A 24,099-nucleotide genomic window follows, 5' to 3' on the forward strand; every position below is an offset into this window, starting at 1 on the left:
ATGTTAAAAGCGGTTCATTTTGGAGCAGGGAATATAGGCAGAGGATTTATAGGATATTTGTTGTATAAGTCTGGATATGAAATAACTTTTGTTGATATATCAAAAGAATTAGTAGAAAGCATAAATAATTATAAAAGATATAATGTGATTATTTTAAAAGATAATGTGGAAAAGGAAGAAGTAAAAAACATCAAAGCTATTCATATCGAAGATGAAGAAAATCTATCCAAGGCTATTGTAGATGCAGATATAATTACGACTTCAGTAGGAGCTAATAATCTTAAGAGCATAGGGGAAAAATTAAGAAATTATTTAAAGATAAGAAAAGCTAACATTGATAAACCTTTGAATATAATGGCATGCGAAAATGCACTGTTTGCAACAAATATACTAAAAAATAGTATATTGGAAAAAGAAGATAAAGATTTTATTGAGTACGTAAATCAAAAAATTGGTTTTCCTAATACGGCTGTGGACAGGATAGTACCGAATGTAGATATAAAGAAAGAACTGCCAATAGATGTAGCAGTTGAAGATTTTTATGAATGGGATATTGACAAAAAAGCAATTATTGGGGATTTAAATATCAAAGGGGTGGAACTTGTCGCTGACCTTGAACCTTATATAGAGAGAAAATTATTTTTATTAAATGGAGCCCATGCTACCACTGCATATTTAGGATACTTAAAAGGGTATAAATATATACATGAAGCGATTGAAGATGGTTTTATAAGAAATATAGTCTATAAAATGCAAGAGGAAGCTTCTAGCGCGCTTTCTAAGAAACATAATATAAAAATTGATAATTTAAGAGAATATTCAAATAAAGTAATAAAAAGGTTCAAAAACTCCTATTTAAAAGACGAAGTTGTAAGAGTGGGAAGAGAGCCAACAAGGAAATTGTCTGAAAATGACCGGTTAATGATGCCTGCCAAACTTTGTTATGAAATTGGAATTACGCCTGAATTTATACTATATGGTATAGCTGCAGGGTTTTTGTTTGATTATAAGGAAGACCCTCAGGCTTGTAAAATTCAAGATGACATTAAAAATTTCGGCTTAGAAAAAACAATAAGTAAAATTACAGGTTTAGAAGAAAATAGTGATTTATTACATGAAATTGTAAAGAAGTATAAAGAATTAAAAGAAACTTTTAGGAAAAGATGATATAGATTGGATTCTATATCATCTTTTCTCTTTTTTTTTTAATGAAAGCTTATTATAATAAAGTTAAAAATGTCTACAATATTAAGTAAACGTATAAAAGAAAAAGCAAATGGGAGTAAAATTGGAAATAAACATGTGATATTGCCCTAAATCGCTGTTGAAGGTCAAAAAAGTCTTTTATATAATTATATTAAGACTTGTCTGACATCTGATGTGTGTTGTAATTTACACAAAATTAATAATAGTTTAACTTCTATTTAACACTCCGCTGGTATACTTAAAATGTCTAAAATTTTTCCTGTAATTTTTATGGAGGTGATCGTTGAAAATCTATTTGTTTTCTAAGAAAAATACGAGTAAAAGGAGGATGTAAATGTTTAGGTCAAGGTCAAGGATACTTGCAATATTTGTTGCAGCAATAATGGTATTTAGTATGTTTTTCTCTGCGGTACCGCAGATAGCCTTTGCTGCAACGTCAAAAACATTTGACTTTATAGAAGTCACCGATTTTCACGGTTATTTACAAAACGATGGTAAATTAAGTGATGGGACAATTTATAAGCAGCAAATAGCAGGTGTTTTGGCAAAACAAATTAAAGACATAAAAGCTCAAAATCCTGACAGAACTGTAATTTTATCTGGCGGAGATATGTTCCAAGGAACGCCGCTTTCCAACGTCTTAAAAGGACAGCCAGTTATTGACATGATGAAAAACATTGGCTTTGACGCAATAACTCTTGGGAATCACGAATATGACTGGGGTATTAATTCAGTAATTGATACGCAAAATGCTACACTTAAAGATTCAGCAATTCCCGTTCTTGCAGCAAATGTGTATGATAAAACAACTGGGAAGCCTGTGAGTTATGTAAAGCCCTATGTAATTATTGAAAGAGATGGAGTAAAAATCGGCATAATTGGCATCGTAGACAATAAAGAATTCCCAAATATAATAATGCCTGCATATATACAAAATGTAGATTTTAGAGATCCTGTACCTATTGTGAATGACCTAGCTAAGCAGCTGAGGAGCCAAGGCGCGCAAATTGTTGTTGTACTGGCACATATGGGTGCATATCAAGATAAGTCAGGTAATGCTACAGGTAATCTTATAGACTTTGCAAAACAAGTTAAAGGTGTAGATGCTATATTCGGTGGACATACCCATACAATTGTTACTACCAGAGTTAATGGAATTCCTGTGGGGGTTGCTGCAAATTATGGCAAAGGATTTATCAATTTAAAGATTACATTAAATGATGATGGCACAGTTACAACAGGTGATATGCAATATATTGACATTGCAGGTTTGTATTCTACACAAAATCCTGCAGTGGATCCTGAAGTACAAGCCATTGTCGATAAATCTTCTGAAGATGTAGGACCAATATTTAACGAAGTGATAGGTCAAGCTGCAATAGATTTGACAAGGACTCAAAGTGCTGAGCCTTATGGAGATTCTCTCTTAGGTAACTGGGCAGCACAAGTGACAAAGGATGTAGTAGGAGCAGATTTTGGATTTGCCAATAATGGTGGATTAAGGATTGATATTCCAAAAGGCGATATAACTGTTGGAATGATGTATCAATTGATGCCTTTTGACAACACAATAGTTACGATGAAAATGACAGGTGCCCAGATTAAAACTATTCTTGAACAGGCTGTGCAAGATGGAGGAAAAGGCATACAGGTTGCAGGACTTTCCTTTAAATATGATCCAACGAAACCTTCAATGCACAGAGTGTTTGACATGAAAAAATCTGACGGAACACCAGTAGTAATGGATAAGACTTATCTCGTTGCAACAAACAATTTCATGGGCACTGGCGGAGATGGCTTTAAAGGTTTTACAGATCCTGATGTTGCAAAAACTTATGTGGATACTTACAAGCTTGTAAGAGATGCATTTATAGAAGCAGTCAAAGCGCAAAAAGTTGTTACTTCAAAGATAGACAATAGAATTGCACCTGGTACAAGTAACAGTATATTAGTAACAGTACTTGCTACATCAGATATACATGGCAATATATTCCCATGGGACTACAACAATGCGAAAGCTGCTAATAGAGGTCTTGCAAAAGTAGCTACATATATAAAACAAGTAAGAACTCAGTATCCTTATGTGGTATTAGTAGACAATGGAGATACTATTCAAGGAACACCTCTTTCTTACTACTATAACAAAATAGATACTGAAACAGAGTATCCATTAGCAAAAGTAATGGGAGCAATGAAATATGACACCTGGACATTGGGCAACCATGAATACAATTATGGGCTTGACGTTTTAAACAGAGTTATAAAAGACATGAGAAGTGAAGGCATACATGTGCTTTCAGCAAATACTTATAAAGATGGCGGAACAAACTTTGTTGATCCTTACTACATTAAGACATTTGATACACCACAAGGACCTGTAAAAGTGGGTATATTAGGCCTTACGACTAAAACTATACCATCATGGGAAGATAAAGACCACTATGCAGGATTACACTTCAATGACCTTGTAGAAGAAGCTAATAAATGGGTGTCAAAGTTGAGAGAAGCAGGAGCAGATATAGTAGTTGTTACTATGCATTCCGGTGAAGAAAAGCCAACGGATACAATACCAGAAAATCAGGTGATTGCTGTTGCAACTCAAGTAAATGGCATCGATGCAATAGTTGCCGGGCATACACATGCTAACATACCACAACATACTTATACGAATCCTGCAGGAAATACAGTTATAATAACACAACCTGGTAAATGGGGTGAATATGTATCACAAATATACTTTGACATTGTCAAAAATGCAGAAGGTAAATGGGTAGTAGGAGATAAATGGAGCACGACTGTAAAAATGGACGATTCTATACAGGCAGATCCTGACATCATTAAACTGGCACAACCATATCAAGATGCAACGCTTAAATATATAGGAACAAAAATCGGTGTTGCAGCAGGTGACTTCTTAGGTACTGAACAGACAGTAAAAGAGACAGCTATAATGGATTTGATAAACAAAGTTCAAAAATATTATGCAAAAACTGATCTGTCAATTGCTGCACCACTTAGCAGTTCAGCAAAGATATTGAAAGGCGATATAACAATTCAAGACATCATGGGTGTATATGTATATGAAAACTACTTGTATGGAATAAAGATGACAGGAAAACAATTAAAAGACTGGCTAGAATGGTCAGCAAGGTATTACAAACAAGTTTCTTCGCCAAATGATCCTATAACAAAAGATCCTACTTTGAATATACCTGATTACAATCTTGATCAATTGTACGGTGCAAGTTATGTAATAGATTTAACACAACCAGCAGGACATAGGATTAAAAACCTTAAAGTAAATGGTAAACTTGTCAAAGACGATGATGTATTCACAGTAGCAATAAATAACTACAGGTTCAATGGTGGCGGCGGATTTATGCAAGCTGCTGGAATAACAAATCCAGAAATTGTATTTGATTCTGCAAAAGCTTATGGCGACGACGGACAGGTAAGGAATTTGATGATCAGATACATTCAAGAGCATGGTACAATTACACCAACTGTGGAAAATTACTGGTATGTATCAACTATTCCAGTAACAGAAGAAACACCAGTACCGCAGCCACAACCAACACCGCAACCACAACCTGCACCACAACCTGTATACAACTATGGCATTGTAACTGCATCAGCGCTTAATGTGAGGGCAGGTACAAGCACTTCAAGCAAAATTATAGGAGTACTTCCTGCAGGAAAAGTTGTGACATTGCTTGAAGAAGTCAATGGATGGTACAAGATTGACTACAATGGCAAGACAGGATACATCTATGGTAAATACGTTGCTGCAACGCCAAATCCGTCAAATGTAACTGTTTTGAAAGCTGTAAAAGTCACTGCTAAAAGCGGATTAAATGTAAGAGTAGGGAATTCTATAAATGCAAAGAAAATAGGAGCAGTACCATATGGTACAGAATTAAAAGTAGTTGGAGAATATAATGGATGGTATCAGATACAGTATAATGGCGGATTTGGATATGTATACGCAAAATATACTAAATAAGAGGTAAAGAAGAGAAAAGCTGTGGGAAACCGCAGCTTTTCTTTTTTGCAAAGACAGTTAAGAGAAGAAAATATGTGATAAAATATATAGGTAAGTGGATTATATACAGGAGATTTACAGCGAAAGGATGAAGTAATTTTGAAAATAGGTAATATAATTCTTAAAAATAATGTTTTTTTATCTCCTATGGCAGGTGTTACAGATAAACCTTTTAGGTTAATTTGTCAAGAAATGGGTTGTGGCCTTGCATACACAGAAATGGTTAGTGCCAAAGGCCTTTATTATGGCAGTGAAAATACAAAAGTGTTGACAGATATTGATGAGGAAGAGAAGGTGGCTCTTCAAATATTTGGTTCTGATCCAGATATTATGGGGGAGATAGCAAAAAGGCTAAATGACAGCAAAGCTTTAATTCTCGATATAAACATGGGATGTCCTACCCCTAAAATAGTTAAAAATGGTGATGGAGCGGCACTCATGCTAAAACCAGAATTAGCAGAAAAAGTAATGGAATCTGTTGTGAAAGCATCAAATAAACCTGTGACAGTTAAAATAAGAAAAGGGTGGGATGATAATCATGTAAATGCAGTAGAAATAGCACAAATTGCTGAAAAGGTTGGCGTTAAAGCAATAGCAGTACATGGAAGGACGAGAGAACAATTTTATTCTGGAAAAGCAGACTGGAGTATAATAAAAAAAGTTAAAGAAAGCGTAAAAATACCTGTTATGGGCAATGGCGATATATTTACACCACAAGATGCAAAAAGAATGTTGGAGGAAACGGGATGTGATGCAATTTTAATAGGACGAGGGGCGCAGGGCAATCCCTGGATATTTAAAAGAACTGTACATTTTTTAAATACCGGAGAATTACTTCCTGAGCCGACAATACAAGAAAAAATAGAAGTGATTATCAGGCATTTGGAAATGATGATAGAATACAAAGGTGAACGTACAGGTATTCTTGAAATGAGAAAACATATTGCTTGGTATTTAAAGGGATTATATGGAAGTGCTAAACTGAGGGAAGCAGTGTTTAAAATGGAAAAGTATGAAGAAATAAAAGAGTTTTTATTAAATATAGCAAAGACATATGCAAATTGAAGACAAACCTTTTATTGCATTAAAAGTTTCCTCCTTTTTATGCTTCAGTTAAAGCTCAAGTATCTGAGTGTGCCCAAGGCTTATTTTAAGAGAGGGGACACACTAAGATACTTCGAAATGCACTTTGCGCATGAAAGCGGAGACTTATTGAAAGAACCTTGTCTGCAGCCTGAGTCTTGCAGCAATTTTAGCATGACTTTTAGAAGATAAGTGACAAAATGTAAAAGAGATGCTATTATAAATTGAGAAGCATTTTATTTACATTGAGGTGGTAACGTTGTCAATTGAATATATTGTAGCACTTTGCGGTATAGGATTTGCAGCTGCTTTTATTGATTCTATAGCGGGTGGAGGCGGTATAATAAGCTTCCAGGGCTTTTAGTACTTGGAGTACCTCCAGCTTTTGCGCTTGGAACTAACAAATTTGCTGCTTCTTGTGCTTCTTTTACTAGTTCTTTAACTTTTATAAAGTATAGAGTGTATGATGGAGATTTGTTAAAATACTTAGTATTTGGGACTTTATTAGGTGCAATTCTTGGAGTCAAAACTGTACTTTTGTTAGATAGCTCGCAATTAAGGATAATTATAATTATTCTAATGATGTTTGTTGCAATATATACCTTGTTTGTTAAAAATATAGGCAATGAAAACAAATTTGAAGGCGTTAATAAAAAGACTATTGCAATAGGCCTTATAATTTCTATAGTTCTTGGCTTTTATGATGGCTTTTTTGGACCGGGAACAGGTTCATTTTACATTTTTTTATTCTTAACACTTTTGAATTATGATTTTAAAATAAGTGCAGGAAATGGGAAAATACTGAATTTTGTAAGCAATATAACTTCACTAATTATGTTTGCGTTACATGGTAAGATATTGTATTCTATTGCAATTCCCATGGCGTTAGCAATGATACTGGGGGCAAGATTGGGGACAAAGCTGGCTATAAAAAATGGAGCTCGGCTTATAAGGCTATATTGATTTCTGTCACTTTGTTGTATGCAGTGAAAATGATTTTTGATATAACAAATCATTAAAGTAAGACATGCACAAATAAAAGGGATTAACCACATATATGTATCATGGAGATGATGCATATATGTGGGAGGAAAATAGAACAAAAAAATATAAAGGAATTGACATTATAGAATTCTATCAAAAAGAGGCAATTAAAAGGAAAAACACAATACCCAAAAAAACTTTTTATAATAGATTTTTGAAAATTGGAGACCACATAATGATGTCAAAACCCTATGAGGAAAAGTTTGAAGAGAAAAGATATAAAATCAGCCTTTATGAACTGTTAAAAAACGTATATTATGAAGAAGCATTTGGGATAAACATTTCTTCCAAAAGAAAAAAAGAAGTCTATCGCAACAATATCTCTTTTGAAAATTTTACTATAGGCGATATTGTTTTAGCCACAAGCCCGGGATTTCACATACAAGGTGCTATTAGACATGCTGCTATATTCGATAGCAGAAGATATCATGGGAGCGTTGATGATGAATGCTTACTCACTGCAGAACCAAATAAAGGAGTAATATACGAGTCTATTCGATTTTATCATGAAAACTTTGGAGAAGCATGGGGACTTTATGTGCCCAATACCACTTTACAACAAAGAATTGCAGTTGTCGATGAAATAGCAAAACATATAGGAGAGAGATATTATTGGAGTGCTCATAAAAGCAACTCAAAAGTTTGGTATTGTTCATTGGTTCCTTGGAGAGGATATTATAAAATTACAGGTATTGATATTGACTATAATGACGGATATTGGGTTTTACCTATTGACATTTTTATGAGTGAATATACTGAAGTTTTTGAGTATTCAAGGGGATAGTATGTACTATCCCTCAGTTTGTTGACAAAGTTAAAAAATTTTCAAAGGAGATATTTTGCATCGTCGCTCCGATGTTCCAAAGCGACAAAACTAAAGTTCGACCTTCAGGCTGTTGTAAGATGTCTGATAATTTGAAAACAAAAAGAAAATCAAAAGTCATATTGACTTTTGTAAATGTTATATTATATAATAATTCCGTAAACACGTGTTTATAAGATTGTGTTATAAAGATTCTTAATAACATATTGCTTTTAAAAATAATAGCATAATATAGTGTTAAAAAATATGGCACTTCTTTGCATGGTAAGATTTAAAAAAAGTACAGGCGTAATACCGAGATATGACTTGAAAAATAGAGAACAGAATAAAATAATTTTTTGTAGCAGGTGAGGGCTTCTTTTGTTGAAATATAAGGAAATTTGTATTATAATTAGAGAAACACGAATTTATAATTATCTCTTAATAAGGAGTAAGGTGCATGAATAGCAAGGATATTGCAAGGATTGCAGGTGTTTCACGTAGTACAGTTTCAAGAGTAATAAATAATTATCCGAATGTTCCGCCTGAGACTAAAGAAAAGGTCTTAAAAGTTATCAGGGAATATAATTATGTTCCTCACGCTTCAGCAAGGATGCTTAGAGGAAAAAGTTCAAAAACTATTGGATTGGTGATAGTTGATTTAAAGAAAAATAGTGATATTCATAAGGTGTATGATAATGTTTACTTTGGGCCTTTTACGACGGCGGTTATTGATTTTGCGAATCAATTAGGCTATAACGTGCTTGTGATAACTGTTTACAAAACAAGAGATTATAAGAAAATAAGAGAAGTCTTTTATAACAAGACTATAAATGGGGCAATCTTTATTGGAGTAAAAAATGATGATCCAGATATAAAAAATTTAATTGAGGCTGGATTGAAGACTGCTGTAATCGACCAGGAAATTAGGGAAGATGAAGATGACGCTTTTAACAAAAGCATTATAGTGAACATGGATAATGTAAATGGTGCGTATGAAGCGACAAAATATCTAATCAATTTAGGGCATACGGAAATTGCTCATATAACAGGTGATATGGAAAAACTTTCTGGATTTGCAAGATTAGAAGGATATAAAAAAGCATTGAAAGAAGCAGGAATTCCCTTTAAAAATAATTTAATTGTAAAAGGAGATTTTGTTGAAGAAAGCGGTTATAAAGCTGCATATAAATTATTTAAAAAAGCAAAACCGACTGCAATTTTTGCATCAAACGATCAAATGGCTATAGGAGCTATGCATGCTTTAGAAGAGATGGGATTTAAAGTACCTGAAGATGTTTCTATAATCGGATTTGATGATATTACAATATCTCGTTATTTAAAACCTGCTTTAACAACAATGAGTGCGTCTTTATTGCAAATGGCGGAATTGGCGGTAGAAAATTTGATTAAGTCTATTGAAGAAGAAATAGCTATTACAGCTAAATTTGTTGTTCCTGTAAAACTTGTAGAAAGAGAATCCTGTAAAAGAATTGAAATGCAAAGAGAAAAAATAAATGATAAATATGCACTAACTATGAAATAAAGACATTACGCCTTTATTTATGAATATTTGTAAACACGTGTTAAGTAACAATAAGAAAAATGACTATATCAATTCGGCGAATGAAAAAGGGATTTATGATGCAATAAATTACTTAATTCAAAATGGGCATAAAAAAATAGGATTTATTGGTAATAACGAATGGTCATATAGTTTTAAAAAACGTTATCAAGCGTATATTATGTATATGGAAGAATTTAAGATACAAATCGACGAAAAATTTGTGTGGCTTGATATAAATTTAAAAGGGCCAAATTTTTTAGAAGACATGGATTATTTTAAAAAGAAAATAAATGTAAATGATACTGATTTTCCAACCGCTTGGATATGTGCCAATGATAAAATTGCATTGGCATTTATGAGGTCTTTGTCTGAATTAAATATAAAAGTTCCTGAAGACGTTTCTGTGATTGGCTTTGATAATATTGAGATGGGAGCGATTTCTTATCCTCCTTTAACTACTATAAATGTTCCTAAACAACAATTAGGCGTAAAAGCTATTCAACAACTTGTATATCGAATAAATAATCCAGAGAAAATATATGAGGATATTAGGTTAAACACGAATCTAATTGTTCGTGGTTCGGTAAAAAAAATTACGTAAAAAATTTTTAAAGTGAATAATAACGTGTTCATTAAAAACTTTATTTCTTTTGAAAATATTAGAATATAGTTTTTGTAGTGTTAAATAGTGATATGCGTGATATTAGAATGTAGAATATTAAAGAATCCATCAAATAATAAACACGTTTTTATAAATTTAATACAAAACCAATTTTACGATAGCCTAAAACAAGAGGCTGAGAGGCCTTTTGTTTTAAAAAATTCAAAGAAAGGGGGAATATGAGGAGTAAAATAAAATTTTTTAAAATAAAAGGAAACAACAAACCAAAAAGGGGGATTTTTAGGATGAGAAGGCTGTTAAGTCTATTATTAGTGTTAATGCTAATAATGGGCGCATTAGCAGGCTGTGGACAAAAGAGTCAAGAAACAAGCGATAAATCGAACCAGCAAAATGCAAATACACAGCAAGTTGCACAGGAGACAACATATCAAAGAAACGAAACAGTATACTTTGGAGGTGGATTATGGAGCCCGCCCAGCAACTGGAATCCGCTAACACCATGGAATGCTGTAACAGGTACAGTTGGATTAATTTATGAAACACTATTCAACTATGACCCACTTAAAAACGAATTCATACCATGGTTAGCAGAGAAAGGTGAATGGACCTCTGATAGTACTTATCAAATCACTTTAAGAGATGGGCTCACATGGCAAGATGGAAAACCTTTAACATCAGAGGACGTAAAATTTACATTTGAAATAGCAAAGCAATATTCAGAGATTTATCATAGCCCGATGTGGCAATGGTTGCAATCTATAGAGACACCGGACAACAAAACAGTAATATTTAAGTTCTCAACTGTAAACTATCATGAATGGGCATATAACTTGTATCAGATACCAATAATTCCAAAGCACATTTGGGCAGACAAATCTAAGGATGATATATTAAATGGTGCAAACGAGAAGGCTATAGGTTCAGGACCCTATTTATTTGACACTTATAGCAATGATCGTATGGTCTACAAGAGGAATGACAACTGGTGGGGCATAAAAGCAATGAATATGACCCCAGCACCAAAGAGAATAGTTTATTTAATTGTGCCTAGTAACAACGTTGCATTGGGAATGCTAATGAAAGGTGAATTAGATTTAAGTAACTTTTTCCTTCCAGGTATAAAGACTTTGAAAGCTAACTACGGTATAACGACTTTTTATGATAATCCGCCATATATGATTCCAGATAATACTGTGTTTATGTTTATCAATACCACTAAATCTCCATTAAACAATGTTGAATTAAGGCGAGCAATGGCATATGCAATCAATCCTAAGGTAATAGCAGAAAAAGTATATGAAAACCAAGTAGAACCAGCAAATCCATTAGGATTTGTACCGGCTAAGGCTTGGGAAGAATATTATGATAAAAATGTAGTTAATAAATATGGCTATACCTATGATCCAGAAAAAGCGAAATCAATTTTGGATGCAGCAGGATTTAAATTAGGAAGTGATGGAGTAAGGACAGCACCCGATGGAAAAAGATTTAAGTTAGAGATTAGTGTGCCATATGGTTGGACAGATTGGATGGAAGCAGCTAAAATTGTTGCAGATCAATTAAAGGCAGTAGGAATCGATGCGGAAGCTAAATTTCCAGATTATAGTAAATATTATGAGGATTTAACGAAAGGAACATTTGATTTATCATTTAATAACTTTGGCAGCCAAGTCACGTCAACTCCATGGACTTTGTATAATTGGCTATTTAACAAAGTTCAAGAAAACGGTCCTCAGAATAATGGAAACTTTGGGCGCTTTGATGTGCCAGGATTACAAGACTTAATAGCAAAATTTAACCAAACAAAGCTAGGAAGTCCAGAAGCCAAGCAAGCAGCTGCACAACTTGAAGAGATTTTCTTAAAGAATATGCCAGCTATACCACTTTGGTACAATGGTCTCTGGTTCCAAGCATCAAATGCAGCATGGGAGAATTGGCCAACAGAACATGACCCATATGCTTATCCAGTTACTTGGGGTGGCAGATGGCAAACAGGTGGGACAATGATGTTGATGAAGATAAAACCGAAAGCTTCGCAATAATAAATGGGGGTATATAAATGTTACGGTATTTAATAAAGAAGTTGTACATTTACATTTTGACTTTCTTTTTTGCAGTAACTATTGACTGGCTAATCCCCAGGTTTATGCCTGGGGACCCCATTCTTGTATTAGTTTCAAGATTTTCGGGGCTACCAGAGTCAGCAAAAGTAATGTATGGGTATCTAATCAAAGCTTTTGGCTTAGATCTACCTTTATGGAAACAATACCTTAACTTTTGGATAGCATTGTTTAAAGGTGATTTAGGAATTAGCATTTATATGTATCCTAAACCGGTTCTAGATGTTATAGCACAAGCTATACCTTACACATTAGTAGTGTTATTGCCATCAATTTTACTAAGTTGGATAGTAGGGAACTATATAGGAGCAGTAGCAGCGAGACATAGAAGCTTAGATTCCAGAATGTTACCAATTTTTTATATAATTACATCTATACCATACATGTGGTTAGGAATACTATTAGCATGGGCATTAGGAGTTGTTCTTGGGATTTTCCCTATTGCAGGAGCTTATAGTTTTAGTATGAGACCGAATTGGTCATGGCAATTTGTAGTGGACTTTTTAAGACATTGGATATTGCCTTTCTTGTCTCTCTTTATAGTGCAAATTGGTGGTTGGGCGATAGGTATGAGAAATTTGATAATATATGAACTTGAAGCCAATTATTCAAGATATTTAGAAGCTTTAGGAGCATCAGAAGGGCTTATTAGAAGATATGCCTTTAAAAATGCTATACTTCCACAGATTACAGGTTTAGCGTTGCAATTAGGTACAATCGTAGCAGGGTCCATAGCAACAGAAGTAGTATTTTCTTATCCAGGAATGGGATATATGTTATTGCAAGGTATATTAAATCAGGATTATTTTTTGGTACAAGGAGTCTTCTTGTTTATAATCATAGGGGTATTACTTGCGAATTTCTTAGTTGATATACTCTACATGATTGTTGATCCAAGAATTAGACTAGGACTTGGAGGAGAAAATGTATGAAAGAGTTTATATATTTTGCGTTTAAAAACACGAAATTTAAGATAGGCTTGACAATATTACTATTTTTTCTGATATTGGCTATAATTGGACCTTATATTTCTTACTATAAAGACCCATTGGAGTATGTCAGTATGAGCAATCTTCCTCCAAGCAGAGAAAACTGGTTAGGGACAACAACCTTTGGGCAAGATGTCTTTACCCAGTTTGTATACGGACTTAGGTCGACATTTTTTATTGGGTTATTTGGAGGAGGACTTGCCACAATAATAGGGCTTTTAATTGGTTTTATAGCAGGATACAAAGGCGGATTATTAGACGACCTTTTAATGATGTTGACGAACATATTAATAGTAATACCTACATTAGCTTTACTCATAATCATAGCAGCCTATTTACCCTATAGAGGAATAGGGATACAAAGCGTGATAATAGGTTTGACAGCATGGCCATGGACAGCAAGGGCTGTACGCGCCCAAACACTTTCTTTAAGGTCAAGAGAGTTTGTGAATTTAGCTAAAATAACAGCATTGAGACCATTAAAAATAGTTTTAGAAGAAATAGCGCCAAACATGATGTCTTATGTAGTAATGGTATTCATATTGCAGTTTGCAGGAGCAATATTAGCAGCAGTAGGATTGGATTTTATAGGATTGGGACCAACAAGGGGAATTTCATTAGGCTTAATGATGCAGTACTCAGTATTATGGAACGCAATCCAACTAGGAATGTGGTGGTGGTTTGTTCCTCCAGGGTTGGCAATCACAATGATAGTCAGTTCCTTATATTTTCTCAATATAGGTCTTGACGAAATATTTAATCCAAGGCTGAGGGAGGAGTGACCAATTTGATACAAATAGAAAGATTACGAATTTATTACAAAACATTGCATGGTGATGCCAAAGCATTAGATGATGTAACTTTTACAATAAATGACAAAGAAATATTGGGTATAGCTGGAGAATCAGGCTGTGGCAAATCAACCCTGGGTAATTCATTGATACTTTTAAAGCCGCCAATGAAATATGTATCAGGAGAGGTAAAGATTAACGGAGAAAAATTGCCAATAGACAATAATACTGAAATGAGGAGGTATCGCTATAAAAAAATTTCTCTTATTCCCCAATATGCTATGGATGCTTTAAATCCCACCGCAAAATAGGGGGATAATAAGGGACTTAGTGGGACAACACAAAATAAAATATGAGGAAATAGAAAAAAGGCTACATGAGCGTTTAAACATGGTAAAACTTTCAAAAGACATTCTTAATATGTATCCCTTTGAACTATCAGGTGGGATGAAACAGAGACTAGTATTAGTAATATCAACTTTATTAAATCCAGACCTTTTAATAGCAGACGAAGTCACATCAGCCCTTGATGTATCTTCTCAGAAAGCAGTCTCACTGATGTTTAAAGAGTTTAGAGATAGGGAGATAGTAAACTCAATAATATTTATTACCCATGATATAGCAGTCTTATATCAAATAGCGGATAGGATAGTTATAATGTATGCAGGGAAAGTGGCGGAAATTGGTCCGACAGAAGAAATAATAGCGAATCCTTTGCATCCCTATACAAAAGCTCTGATTAAATCATTGCCTAATGCAGGAATACGTCATACAAAAGAAAAATTAGAGGGTATCCCTGGTCATCCTCCTAATCTCATAAATCCTCCAGCAGGATGCCGATTTAAAGATAGATGCCCATTTGCAGATGAAAGTTGTTTAGAAGAGCCACCACTTAAAGAAATCAATAAAGGCCGCTTTGTGGCTTGTTGGAAGGTGAAAGACTTATGATCAAAGCCAAAAATCTTACAAAGATTTTCAATTCGGGGTTTTTATTTAGCAAAAATACAATAACAGCAGTAGATGATGTAAACTTTGAAATAGGCAAAGGAGAGATTTTAGCTTTAGTAGGTGAAAGTGGCAGTGGAAAGTCTACAATAGGTAAAATGATGTTAAAATTGCTAAAACCAAGTGGTGGCCAAATTTTACTTGAGGATAAGGATATTTGGAACTTATCAAACAATAAAGAGTTTTACTCACGAGTACAAGGAATTTTTCAAGACCCTTTTTCCTCTTTTAATCCAATATTTAAAGTAAATAGAGTATTTAAATTAGTAAGACAATCCTTTAAAAAAGAAGTGCCTGCATCAGAATGGAATGATAGAGTAGAAAATGTATTAAAGAAAGTGGGACTGAATGCTGGAGATGTATTAAACAAGTATATACACCAATTGAGTGGAGGACAGCTTCAAAGATTATTAATAGCAAGAGCGTTACTGATGGATGTAGAGGTATTAGTAGCAGATGAAATTACCAGTATGTTAGATGCTTCAACTCGTGTAGATGTTTTAGAAGCATTGCTTAGTTTAAAAGAAATAGGAGCTGCTATAATGTTTATTACCCATGACCTTTCGCAGGCGTATTATATAAGCGATAAGATAGTGGTTTTATATAGAGGGTCAATTGTAGAGATGGGCTCAATAGAAAAAGTCTTTTCTAATCCGAGACATCCTTATACACAGATGCTATTAGACTCAATACCACAATTAGATAGAAAATGGGAAACTGACAGAATTGATATTGAAGATTCGGACAAAAAGCAGGCTATATGGAAAGAGGGACTATGTAAGTATATAGATAGATGCCCTATAGCAGATACAAGTTGCTTTAAACCTACACTTAAATTAGTAGAGGAAGACCATTATGTTGCTTGTGTAAAACTTTGATTAAAAATAGAAATTAAATTACAGTAAAAATGGTAAGGCAAGAAAATTTAAAAAAGGTGATTTAATTATGGAAAAACGTATTTCTTTAAATGGAGTATGGCATTTTAGAGAGTCAAATGCTAGCGAGTGGTATGAAGGAGAAGTTCCAGGATGTGTTCAGCTAGATTTAATAAGACTAGGGAAAATAGAAGATCCTTATTATCGAATGAATGAGATAAAATTTCACAAATTAGAAGAAAAAGAATGGGTATACAAAAAAGAATTTGATTTTAATGCAAAAAACAAAAATGAATATGACGCAATAAAATTAGTTTTTGAAGGAATAGATACTTTTGCTGATATATACTTAAATGGGATACATTTAGGAAAAGTACAAAATATGTTTATACCTTATGAATTTGATATTAAAGACATAGTAAAAGATGGAAATAATGTATTGGAAGTGCACTTTGATTCCATAACAAAAACTATAAAAGCTATGGAACAAACAAGTCCTGTGAAACTTGAATGGTCAGGAGAAAGTGGTAGGCCTTATGTAAGGAAAGCTCAATATTCTTATGGTTGGGATTGGGGACCAAGGATAGTTCAAGTTGGTTTATGGAGAGGTGCATACTTGTCTTTAGTAAAATATGCAGAGATTAAAAATCCATATTTCTATACAGAAAAAATTGAGCAAAACAAAGCTTACGTGGCAATAAATGCAGAAGTTGAAAGTTATACGCAAAAAGATCTTGAAGCTAAAATAGAAATAATGCATAAAGACATTTCATATGGGAAGAAGCGAGTAAAAATTCAGAAGGGCAAGATAAAAGCTCAATGATTATAGACAATCCTAAATTGTGGTACCCAAATGGATTTGGAGAACAGCCTCTTTATGAAGTGAAAATAACACTTTTAGCGGATGAAGAAATAATAGATGAAAAAAGTTTTAAAAGCGGAATAAGGACAGTTAGATTAATAAGAGAAAAAGATGAAGAAGGAGAAAGTTTTATTTTTGAAATAAACGGTGTAAAAGTTTTTGCAAAAGGAGCCAATTGGATACCAGCTGACAACTTATTACCTAGATTGACCAAAGAAGATTATTACGAATATATAAGACTTGCAAAAGAAGCGAATATGAACATGCTACGAGTATGGGGAGGAGGGATATATGAAGATCCAGCATTTTATAATGCCTGTGATGAGATGGGCATAATGGTATGGCAGGATTTTATGTATGCCTGTGCCCAATACCCTGACCAACTTGAATGGTTTCAAAAATTAGCAAAAGAAGAATCCGAGAAAGTCATATTAAGTCTTAGAAATCATCCTTCAATTGTATTGTGGTGTGGGAATAATGAAAACAATTGGGGATTTCACTCCTGGTGGGATAATGGAGATCCAAAATATTTGGGCAATTACATTTATAAGGAAATATTACCTAAAGTGTGTGCAAAATTAGATCCGTCAAGGCCTTATTGGGTATCAAGTCCTTATGGAGGAGAAGATCCAAATAGTGAAACTGAAGGCGATAGGCATCAGTGGAATGTGTGGAGTGGATGGGTAGACTATGAAGAGTACACAAAAGATAAGGGCAGATTTATTAGTGAATTTGGATTCCAATCAATGCCAGATTGGAAAACAGTGCTCTCCTATACAGCTCCTGAAGATAGAAAGATATTAAGCCCAGTTATGATTTCTCACAACAAAATGGTAGAAGGAATGGAAAGATTAGTAAGGTTTATGGTAGGACACTTAGGATTTCCTAAAGACCTTAAAAGCTTTGTTTACTTAAGTCAATTTAACCAAGCGGAGGCTATAAAAACAGGTGTAGAACATTGGAGGTCAAGAAAATTTAAGACAGCAGGGACATTGTACTGGCAGTTTAATGACTGCTGGCCTGTAGCTAGCTGGTCTTGTATTGATTATTACAAGAGGAAAAAAGCATTGTATCACTATTCAAAGAAATTTTATGCAGAAATTTTACCATACATAAAAGAGGAAGATGGGGGTATCACAATCTATGGCATAAGTGATTTGGTGCATGATAAAGAAGTAGAGGTAACTATAAAAGTTTTCAAACTAAATGGTGAAAAAATTGCAGAGAAACAGTTAAAAACGAGATTAATAGCAAATGACGTTACAAAAATAGCTCACTATAAAATTGAGGAATTAAATATTGGGTACAGTGTAAAGGAAATGCCTATAGCAATACCGGGGTGTACATTGCCAGTAGAGAAAAATGGAGAACTACTAGATAGTGTTATATATGTAGAAATAATTGCTGATGGCAAGACTTATGAGAATTATAAAGTGTTTGATAAATTTAGAAATTTAAGTTTAATAGAACCCAAAATTAATTATCAAATAAAAAATGATTTAATAGTCTTAACAACAGATGTTCCAGCATTTGGAGTGTTTATAGAGCCCGAAAATGATATAGATTTATCTGACAGTTGTTTAAATATGATGCCAGGTAAACAATATGAAGTAAAATTTTCACAAAAACCCGAGAGTGTTGAAGTTTTTGACATTACTCAATTAGTAGCAAATATATAAAGTAAAAAAGTTTCAACAATTACCATTAAAGATAGGAGTGATAATATTGATAAAATTTCCAAAAGACTTTGTTTGGGGAACAGCTACCTCATCATACCAAATAGAAGGAGCGGTAAATGAAGACGGAAGGACCCCTTCCATATGGGACACATTTTCAAAAACAGAAGGGAAAACCTATAATGGCCACACAGGAGATGTAGCCTGTGACCATTACCACCGCTATAAGGAAGATGTAGAGATATTAAAAGAAATAGGAGTAAAAGCTTACAGATTTTCAATTGCATGGCCAAGGATTTTCCCTGAAGAAGGGAAATACAATCCAAAAGGGATGGACTTTTACAAAAGATTAGTAAATGAGTTATTGAAGAAGGACATAATGCCAACCGCGACAATTTATCATTGGGATTTACCACAATGGGCTTATGACAAAGGAGGAGGCTGGCTAAATAGGGAAAGTATAAAATGGTATGTAGAATACGCCACAAAGCTATTTGAAGAATTAGGGGATGTAATACCCTTATGGATAACCCATAACGAACCATGGTGTGCATCAATATTAAGCTATGGGATAGGAGAACATGCGCCTGGGCACAAAAACTACAGAGAGGCGCTAATAGCAGCTCATCATATACTACTTTCCCATGGAGAAGCAGTAAAAGCCTTCAGAGAAATGAATATAAAAGGGAGTAAAATTGGTATAACACTAAACTTAACCCCTGCATATCCTGCCAGTGAAAAAGAAGAAGACAAATTAGCAGCCCAATATGCTGACGGATTTTCTAACAGATGGTTTTTAGATCCAATATTCAAAGGCAATTATCCAGAGGATATGATGGAATTATATAGTAAAATAATTGGAGAATTTGACTTTATAAAAGAAGGAGATTTAGAGACTATAAGTGTTCCGATAGATTTTCTTGGAGTTAACTATTATACTAGGAGTATTGTAAAATATGATGAAGATTCCATGCTAAAGGCAGAGAATGTGCCGGGGCCAGGTAAGAGGACGGAGATGGGATGGGAGATAAGCCCAGAGTCTTTGTATGACCTTTTAAAAAGGCTAGATAGAGAATATACAAAACTGCCTATGTATATCACAGAGAATGGAGCAGCATTTAAAGATGAAGTGACAGAGGATGGACGAGTACACGACGATGAAAGAATAGAATACATTAAAGAGCACTTAAAAGCAGCAGCAAAATTTATAGGAGAAGGAGGTAACTTAAAAGGATATTTCGTATGGTCGCTGATGGACAATTTTGAATGGGCCCATGGATATTCAAAAAGATTTGGGATAGTTTATGTGGATTATGAGACGCAAAAGAGAATATTAAAAGACAGTGCATTGTGGTATAAAGAGGTAATACAGAAAAATTCTATTGAGTAGTAAATGATAAAAAGCAAGAAGAGGCTGTTAAAAATTTGATTGTCAAACAGCCTCTTCTTCTTTTATTTTACCTCTTCTTTAATGAAACGAGTCCCATTATTAAAAGCGAGACGAGAACTATACTTCCACCGGGGGATAAGTTTAAGTAAAAGGATAGAAATATTCCTGAAAAAACTGATATAAAGGAAAAGAGTATTGCATAAAATATTGTCTGTTTAAAGCTTTTGGCGATTCTTAAACTTGCGGCAGCCGGTATTACCATTAGGCTGAGACTAAAAGCGCACCTACAATTCTCATGGCGAGGGCAACAGTTAAAGCTACTAGTATTGTAAAGAAGAAATTGATATAGCTTACGGGTATCCCTGAAATTTTTGCGGCTTCTTCATCGAAGGTGATGTACAATAACTCTTTGTACAGCAACATAATTGACGCCACCACAACGATACCGAGAGTTGAAATCAAAAGGACGTCAGTGTTTGTTACAGACACAATACTTCCAAACAGATAATTCATTATGTTGGCTGCGCCGCCACGAGATAAGCTCAAAAGAATTATGGCAATTGCCATTCCTGCAGACATTACTATGGCTATTGATATTTCTGAATACCTGAAATATGTCTTCCTCAGTCTTTCTATTCCAAAAGAAGCTAAAAGTACTACAATTATGGAACCTAATGTAGGATTTATTCCAAGTAAAATACCTGCTGCCACTCCTGCTAAAGCAACGTGAGAAAGGGTGTCTCCTATTTGTGAAAGCCGTCTTAGGACAAGAAAGCTACCTGTTAAAGGTGCAATTATTGAAATAATGCTTCCGGCTATAAATGCTCTTCTCATAAATTCATAGGAAAAAATATCAATCATTGTTAACACTCCCATTGTGATGATGTTTTGCTATTTTTACTGGATATCCATATACTTCAGCTAATTCTCCTGCTGTAAGGTCGACGGCTTCACATTTTTCATTTATTTTACCTTCACTCATGCATATTATCCTTGATACTTTATCAGTAATTGCCCAAACGTCATGGGTTACCATTACTATAGTTATACCTTTTTCTTTATTTAATTTTTCAAGGATAGCGTATAAAGCCTTTTCAGACTTTGCATCAATTCCCGTTGTAGGCTCATCCAAAAAAAGTATTTCTGGTTTTACAACTAAAGAGCGAGCTATGAAGACCCTTTGTAGTTGTCCCCCCGATAGTCTTCCTATTAAACTGTGCTTATAATCGAGCATGTCTACAATTCTTAAAGCTTCATATACTTCTTCCCAATCTTTTTTAGAAAGTCTTTTAAATATTCCTTTCTTTGCGTATAATCCCATTGATACTACTTCTTCTACACTGGCAGGAAAAGAGGCATTAAAGGAATAAGACTTTTGGGGTACATAACTTATAAAAGACCTATTTTTTATATTTTGCAGCTTTACTCCATCGTACAAAACTTCACCAGAAGTGGGAATGAGATTTCCTACCATAATGTTGACTAAAGTGCTTTTTCCGGACCCATTAGGTCCGATGATTGCAACAAATTCTCCTTTATTTATTTTTAAAGAGATATTATTTAATATTTTTTTAGTATCATAAGCAAAGCTGACATTCTTAAGTTCAATCAAATTCATTTTCACCTACTCCAATCCTTTTTTTAAGTTTTCAAGGTTGTCTTTCATTAAAGACATAAAGTCTGCCTTTTTCTTTACATCTTCTTGTGTTAAAGTACCTATAGTGTTAAGTTTTAAAACAGTGGCGCCACTTTCTTGGGCTATTGTTTCCATTGGTTTTGCGGCAGATAAGTTTTCAGCAAAGATGTATTTTATCTTTTCCTTTTTAATCAAGGCTACCAGCTCACTCATTCTGGCAGGACTTGGCTCTGCTTCATCACTCATACCTACTAAGGATTCTTGATTTATCTCATAATCGCGAGCTACATAGGCAAAAGCACTGTGGAAAACTACAAAAGTTTTAAGCCTTGTTTTAGATAGCTCTTCTGTGTATTGTTTATCAAGATTTTCTAATTCTGTTTTTAGTTTTTGATAATTCTTTTCGAAATAATTTTTGTTATTAGGGTCAATCTTTTGCAAAGCTTCATTTATATTTTTTGCCACAATTAAAGCCTCTTTTGGAGAAATCCACACATGGGGATTTATTGTATTGCCTTTTGTGATAGGCTCTATCCCTTTTGAAACTTCATAAAATTCAGCATGTGGAGCTGAAACCATGATTTTATTTATCCATGGGTCGTCTAAAGTAAGGCCTAGGTACAAAACAGCTTTTGCTTTTGTTATTTCTGCTATTTCCCTTGCGGTGGGCTCCCAACCATGTGGGCTAACGTTAAAGGGTATTATGTTCTTTACTGTTACCTTATCTCCTCCTATTTTAGAAGTCAAATCATAAATCGGATAAAAAGAAGCGTATACTAATGGTTTTGATGCTTCTGAATTTTTTGAGCTACAAGCTGTTAAATTTAATACTAATGCAATAATTAAAAGAGTGGTGATTACTACTTTTTTCATGTATTCCTTAACCTCCCGATATTGATTATTCATTTAATGCTCTTTTTAAGTTTTCAAGATTTTGTTTCATTAGTGAAATATAATCTTCTTTTTTCTTTACATCTTCTTTTGTAAGGCCTTCAATTGTATTAAGATGTAAGATTTGTATTCCTGTTTCTTTTGCTATAGTCTGTATAGGCTTTGGAGAAGTCAAGGGTTCTGTGAAAATGTATTTTATATTTTCACTTTTTATAAGATTTATAATTTCTGTCATTCTAGCAGGGCTTACCTCTGCTTCTTCATCTGAACCTACTAATGCTTCTTGCTTTAAGCCATAGTCTCTTGCTAAATAATCAAAAGCGCGGTGGTATACAATAAAGGTTTTGTGCTTTGTTTGTGAAAGAGTCTCAGTGTACTCTTTATCAAGAGTTTCTAATGTAGTTTTTAAATTTTGATAATTTTTTTCAAAATAATCTTTATCATTAGGGAAACTTTTTTGCAAAGCTTCATTTATGTTTTTAGCCATTGTCAAGGCTTCTTTTGGTGAAAGCCATATATGAGGATTTGTTCGATTGCCTTCAACAATTGGAGTTATGCCTTTTGATACTTCATAAAATGTTACATTTGGAGCATTGGTTTTTATTTTGTCAATCCAAGAGTCCATTCCCAAACCTAAGTAAAGGATAGTTTTTGCCTTTGTCATTTCAGCCACGTCTTTTGTGGTAGGTTCCCAATCGTGGGGTTCGACTCCTGGGGGTATTATAGTTCTTACTGTTATTTTGTCACCACCAATTTTTGATGTAAGGTCATAAATTGGGTAAAAAGATGCATATACTACAGGTTTTGAAGATTCTACTGTTTTTGTGCCACAAGAGGTTATACCTAAAATTAAAGTCATGATAAGCAGTATAGCGATTAAAGTTTTTTTCATAAATATTACCTCCTATAGTTAGTTTTTATTGCTCCTGCAATCTTTGCAATAACCAACGATTTCTATTTTGTGGTCTACAATTTCAAAGTCTTTTATCTGGTTTATCCAAAGTTCGAGAGGGCATATGTCTAGTTCAAAGATTTTGCCGCATTTTAAACATCTCATGGTATGACTGTGTATTTCTTTTCGCATTACATACATAATATTATTGCCAATTGTCGTTTCATTTAAAATATTTATATCTTTCAAAAGGCTCAAATTGCGATAAACTGTGTCAATACTTACTTGAGGAAAGACTTCTTTTACTTTTTCATAGATTTCTCTCACAGAAAGATACCCCTGCTGATTTAACATGATATCCAGTATCAATTCTCGTTGAGGCGTAAGTTTGTAGTTATGGTCTTTTAATTTTTTAATGGCTTCTTGTTTATGCATTTTAATCACACCCTTTATTAAATAAGAAATCTTTCTTAATTAAGATAGTATTACAATTTAGCAAAAAAGTCAATGGGAAATTTACATAAATTTAAATCAAATGTTAACTTTCACATATACTATTGAAATTTCAGAAAATGTTTTCTATAATAAAAAAATAAGGTAAAATTT

At 33.8% G+C, this 24,099-nt stretch carries 15 protein-coding genes and 4 pseudogenes; 14 read left to right on the top strand and 5 right to left on the bottom strand.

Going from position 1 to position 24,099, the window contains the following annotated elements; all coding sequences use genetic code 11:
- The 14 genes and pseudogenes from JCM7501_RS01315 to JCM7501_RS01380 all read left to right on the top strand — a co-directional run bounded on the left by JCM7501_RS01315 (position 1) and on the right by JCM7501_RS01380 (position 20,074).
- Positions 1 to 1,167: a mannitol-1-phosphate 5-dehydrogenase gene (locus tag JCM7501_RS01315; protein ID WP_028991597.1), complete on the top strand. Its 1,167-nt coding sequence runs from the start codon at positions 1 to 3 to the stop codon at positions 1,165 to 1,167.
- A gap of 373 nt (positions 1,168 to 1,540) precedes the next feature.
- Positions 1,541 to 5,209 carry a 5'-nucleotidase C-terminal domain-containing protein gene (locus JCM7501_RS01320; protein WP_028991596.1) on the top strand — a complete coding sequence of 1,223 codons (3,669 nt, stop codon included), beginning with the start codon at positions 1,541 to 1,543 and terminating at the stop codon, positions 5,207 to 5,209.
- Positions 5,210 to 5,347: 138 nt separating this feature from the next.
- On the top strand, positions 5,348 to 6,313 hold the full coding sequence (dusB, locus tag JCM7501_RS01325) for a tRNA dihydrouridine synthase DusB (RefSeq protein WP_028991595.1): 966 nt from the start codon (positions 5,348 to 5,350) through the stop codon (positions 6,311 to 6,313).
- A gap of 277 nt (positions 6,314 to 6,590) precedes the next feature.
- Positions 6,591 to 7,350: pseudogene (locus JCM7501_RS01330) on the top strand (TSUP family transporter).
- 38 nt (positions 7,351 to 7,388) lie between these two features.
- Entirely contained in the window at positions 7,389 to 8,159 is a 771-nt protein-coding gene (locus JCM7501_RS01335; RefSeq protein WP_028991594.1) for a hypothetical protein, read from the top strand.
- Between the two features lie 478 nt (positions 8,160 to 8,637).
- Complete coding sequence (locus JCM7501_RS01340; RefSeq protein WP_028991593.1) at positions 8,638 to 9,723, top strand: LacI family DNA-binding transcriptional regulator; 1,086 nt, start codon at positions 8,638 to 8,640, stop codon at positions 9,721 to 9,723.
- Between the two features lie 37 nt (positions 9,724 to 9,760).
- Positions 9,761 to 10,345: a substrate-binding domain-containing protein gene (locus tag JCM7501_RS01345; RefSeq protein WP_245599035.1), complete on the top strand. Its 585-nt coding sequence runs from the start codon at positions 9,761 to 9,763 to the stop codon at positions 10,343 to 10,345.
- A 305-nt stretch (positions 10,346 to 10,650) separates the two neighbouring features.
- Positions 10,651 to 12,408: an ABC transporter substrate-binding protein gene (locus JCM7501_RS01350; RefSeq protein ID WP_028991591.1), complete on the top strand. Its 1,758-nt coding sequence runs from the start codon at positions 10,651 to 10,653 to the stop codon at positions 12,406 to 12,408.
- A 17-nt stretch (positions 12,409 to 12,425) separates the two neighbouring features.
- Positions 12,426 to 13,418, top strand: a complete 993-nt coding sequence (locus JCM7501_RS01355; protein WP_006569235.1) for an ABC transporter permease — start codon at positions 12,426 to 12,428, stop codon at positions 13,416 to 13,418.
- Positions 13,415 to 14,257, top strand: coding sequence for an ABC transporter permease (locus JCM7501_RS01360; RefSeq protein WP_006569234.1), 843 nt, complete (start codon positions 13,415 to 13,417; stop codon positions 14,255 to 14,257). Before JCM7501_RS01355 ends, JCM7501_RS01360 begins: the two co-directional genes overlap by 4 nt.
- A gap of 5 nt (positions 14,258 to 14,262) precedes the next feature.
- Positions 14,263 to 15,214: pseudogene (locus tag JCM7501_RS15690) on the top strand (ABC transporter ATP-binding protein).
- Entirely contained in the window at positions 15,211 to 16,149 is a 939-nt protein-coding gene (locus tag JCM7501_RS01370; RefSeq protein WP_004399777.1) for an ABC transporter ATP-binding protein, read from the top strand. Before JCM7501_RS15690 ends, JCM7501_RS01370 begins: the two are co-directional and overlap by 4 nt.
- Positions 16,150 to 16,216: 67 nt before the next feature.
- A pseudogene (locus JCM7501_RS01375) lies at positions 16,217 to 18,687 on the top strand (beta-mannosidase).
- A gap of 46 nt (positions 18,688 to 18,733) precedes the next feature.
- Complete coding sequence (locus JCM7501_RS01380) at positions 18,734 to 20,074, top strand: GH1 family beta-glucosidase (protein WP_028991588.1); 1,341 nt, start codon at positions 18,734 to 18,736, stop codon at positions 20,072 to 20,074.
- 67 nt (positions 20,075 to 20,141) lie between these two features.
- On the opposite strand, the pseudogene JCM7501_RS01385 reads toward JCM7501_RS01380, so the two are convergent.
- From JCM7501_RS01385 to JCM7501_RS01405, 5 genes and pseudogenes are all read right to left on the bottom strand, one after another.
- Positions 20,142 to 20,935, bottom strand: a pseudogene (locus tag JCM7501_RS01385) (metal ABC transporter permease).
- The gene (locus JCM7501_RS01390; RefSeq protein ID WP_028991587.1) at positions 20,928 to 21,692 is read right to left on the bottom strand and encodes a metal ABC transporter ATP-binding protein; all 765 of its coding nucleotides are present in this window, start codon (positions 21,690 to 21,692) and stop codon (positions 20,928 to 20,930) included. Before JCM7501_RS01390 ends, JCM7501_RS01385 begins: the two are co-directional and overlap by 8 nt.
- 6 nt (positions 21,693 to 21,698) lie before the next feature.
- Positions 21,699 to 22,583 carry a metal ABC transporter solute-binding protein, Zn/Mn family gene (locus tag JCM7501_RS01395; protein ID WP_028991586.1) on the bottom strand — a complete coding sequence of 295 codons (885 nt, stop codon included), beginning with the start codon at positions 22,581 to 22,583 and terminating at the stop codon, positions 21,699 to 21,701.
- 25 nt (positions 22,584 to 22,608) lie between these two features.
- The gene (locus tag JCM7501_RS01400) at positions 22,609 to 23,493 is read right to left on the bottom strand and encodes a metal ABC transporter substrate-binding protein (RefSeq protein ID WP_028991585.1); all 885 of its coding nucleotides are present in this window, start codon (positions 23,491 to 23,493) and stop codon (positions 22,609 to 22,611) included.
- A gap of 18 nt (positions 23,494 to 23,511) precedes the next feature.
- Positions 23,512 to 23,928: a Fur family transcriptional regulator gene (locus JCM7501_RS01405; RefSeq protein ID WP_028991584.1), complete on the bottom strand. Its 417-nt coding sequence runs from the start codon at positions 23,926 to 23,928 to the stop codon at positions 23,512 to 23,514.
- Between the last annotated feature and the right edge of the window lie 171 nt (positions 23,929 to 24,099).

This window comes from Thermoanaerobacter thermocopriae JCM 7501 (genome assembly GCF_001310975.1).
GTDB classification, from domain to species: Bacteria; Bacillota; Thermoanaerobacteria; order Thermoanaerobacterales; family Thermoanaerobacteraceae; genus Thermoanaerobacter; species Thermoanaerobacter thermocopriae.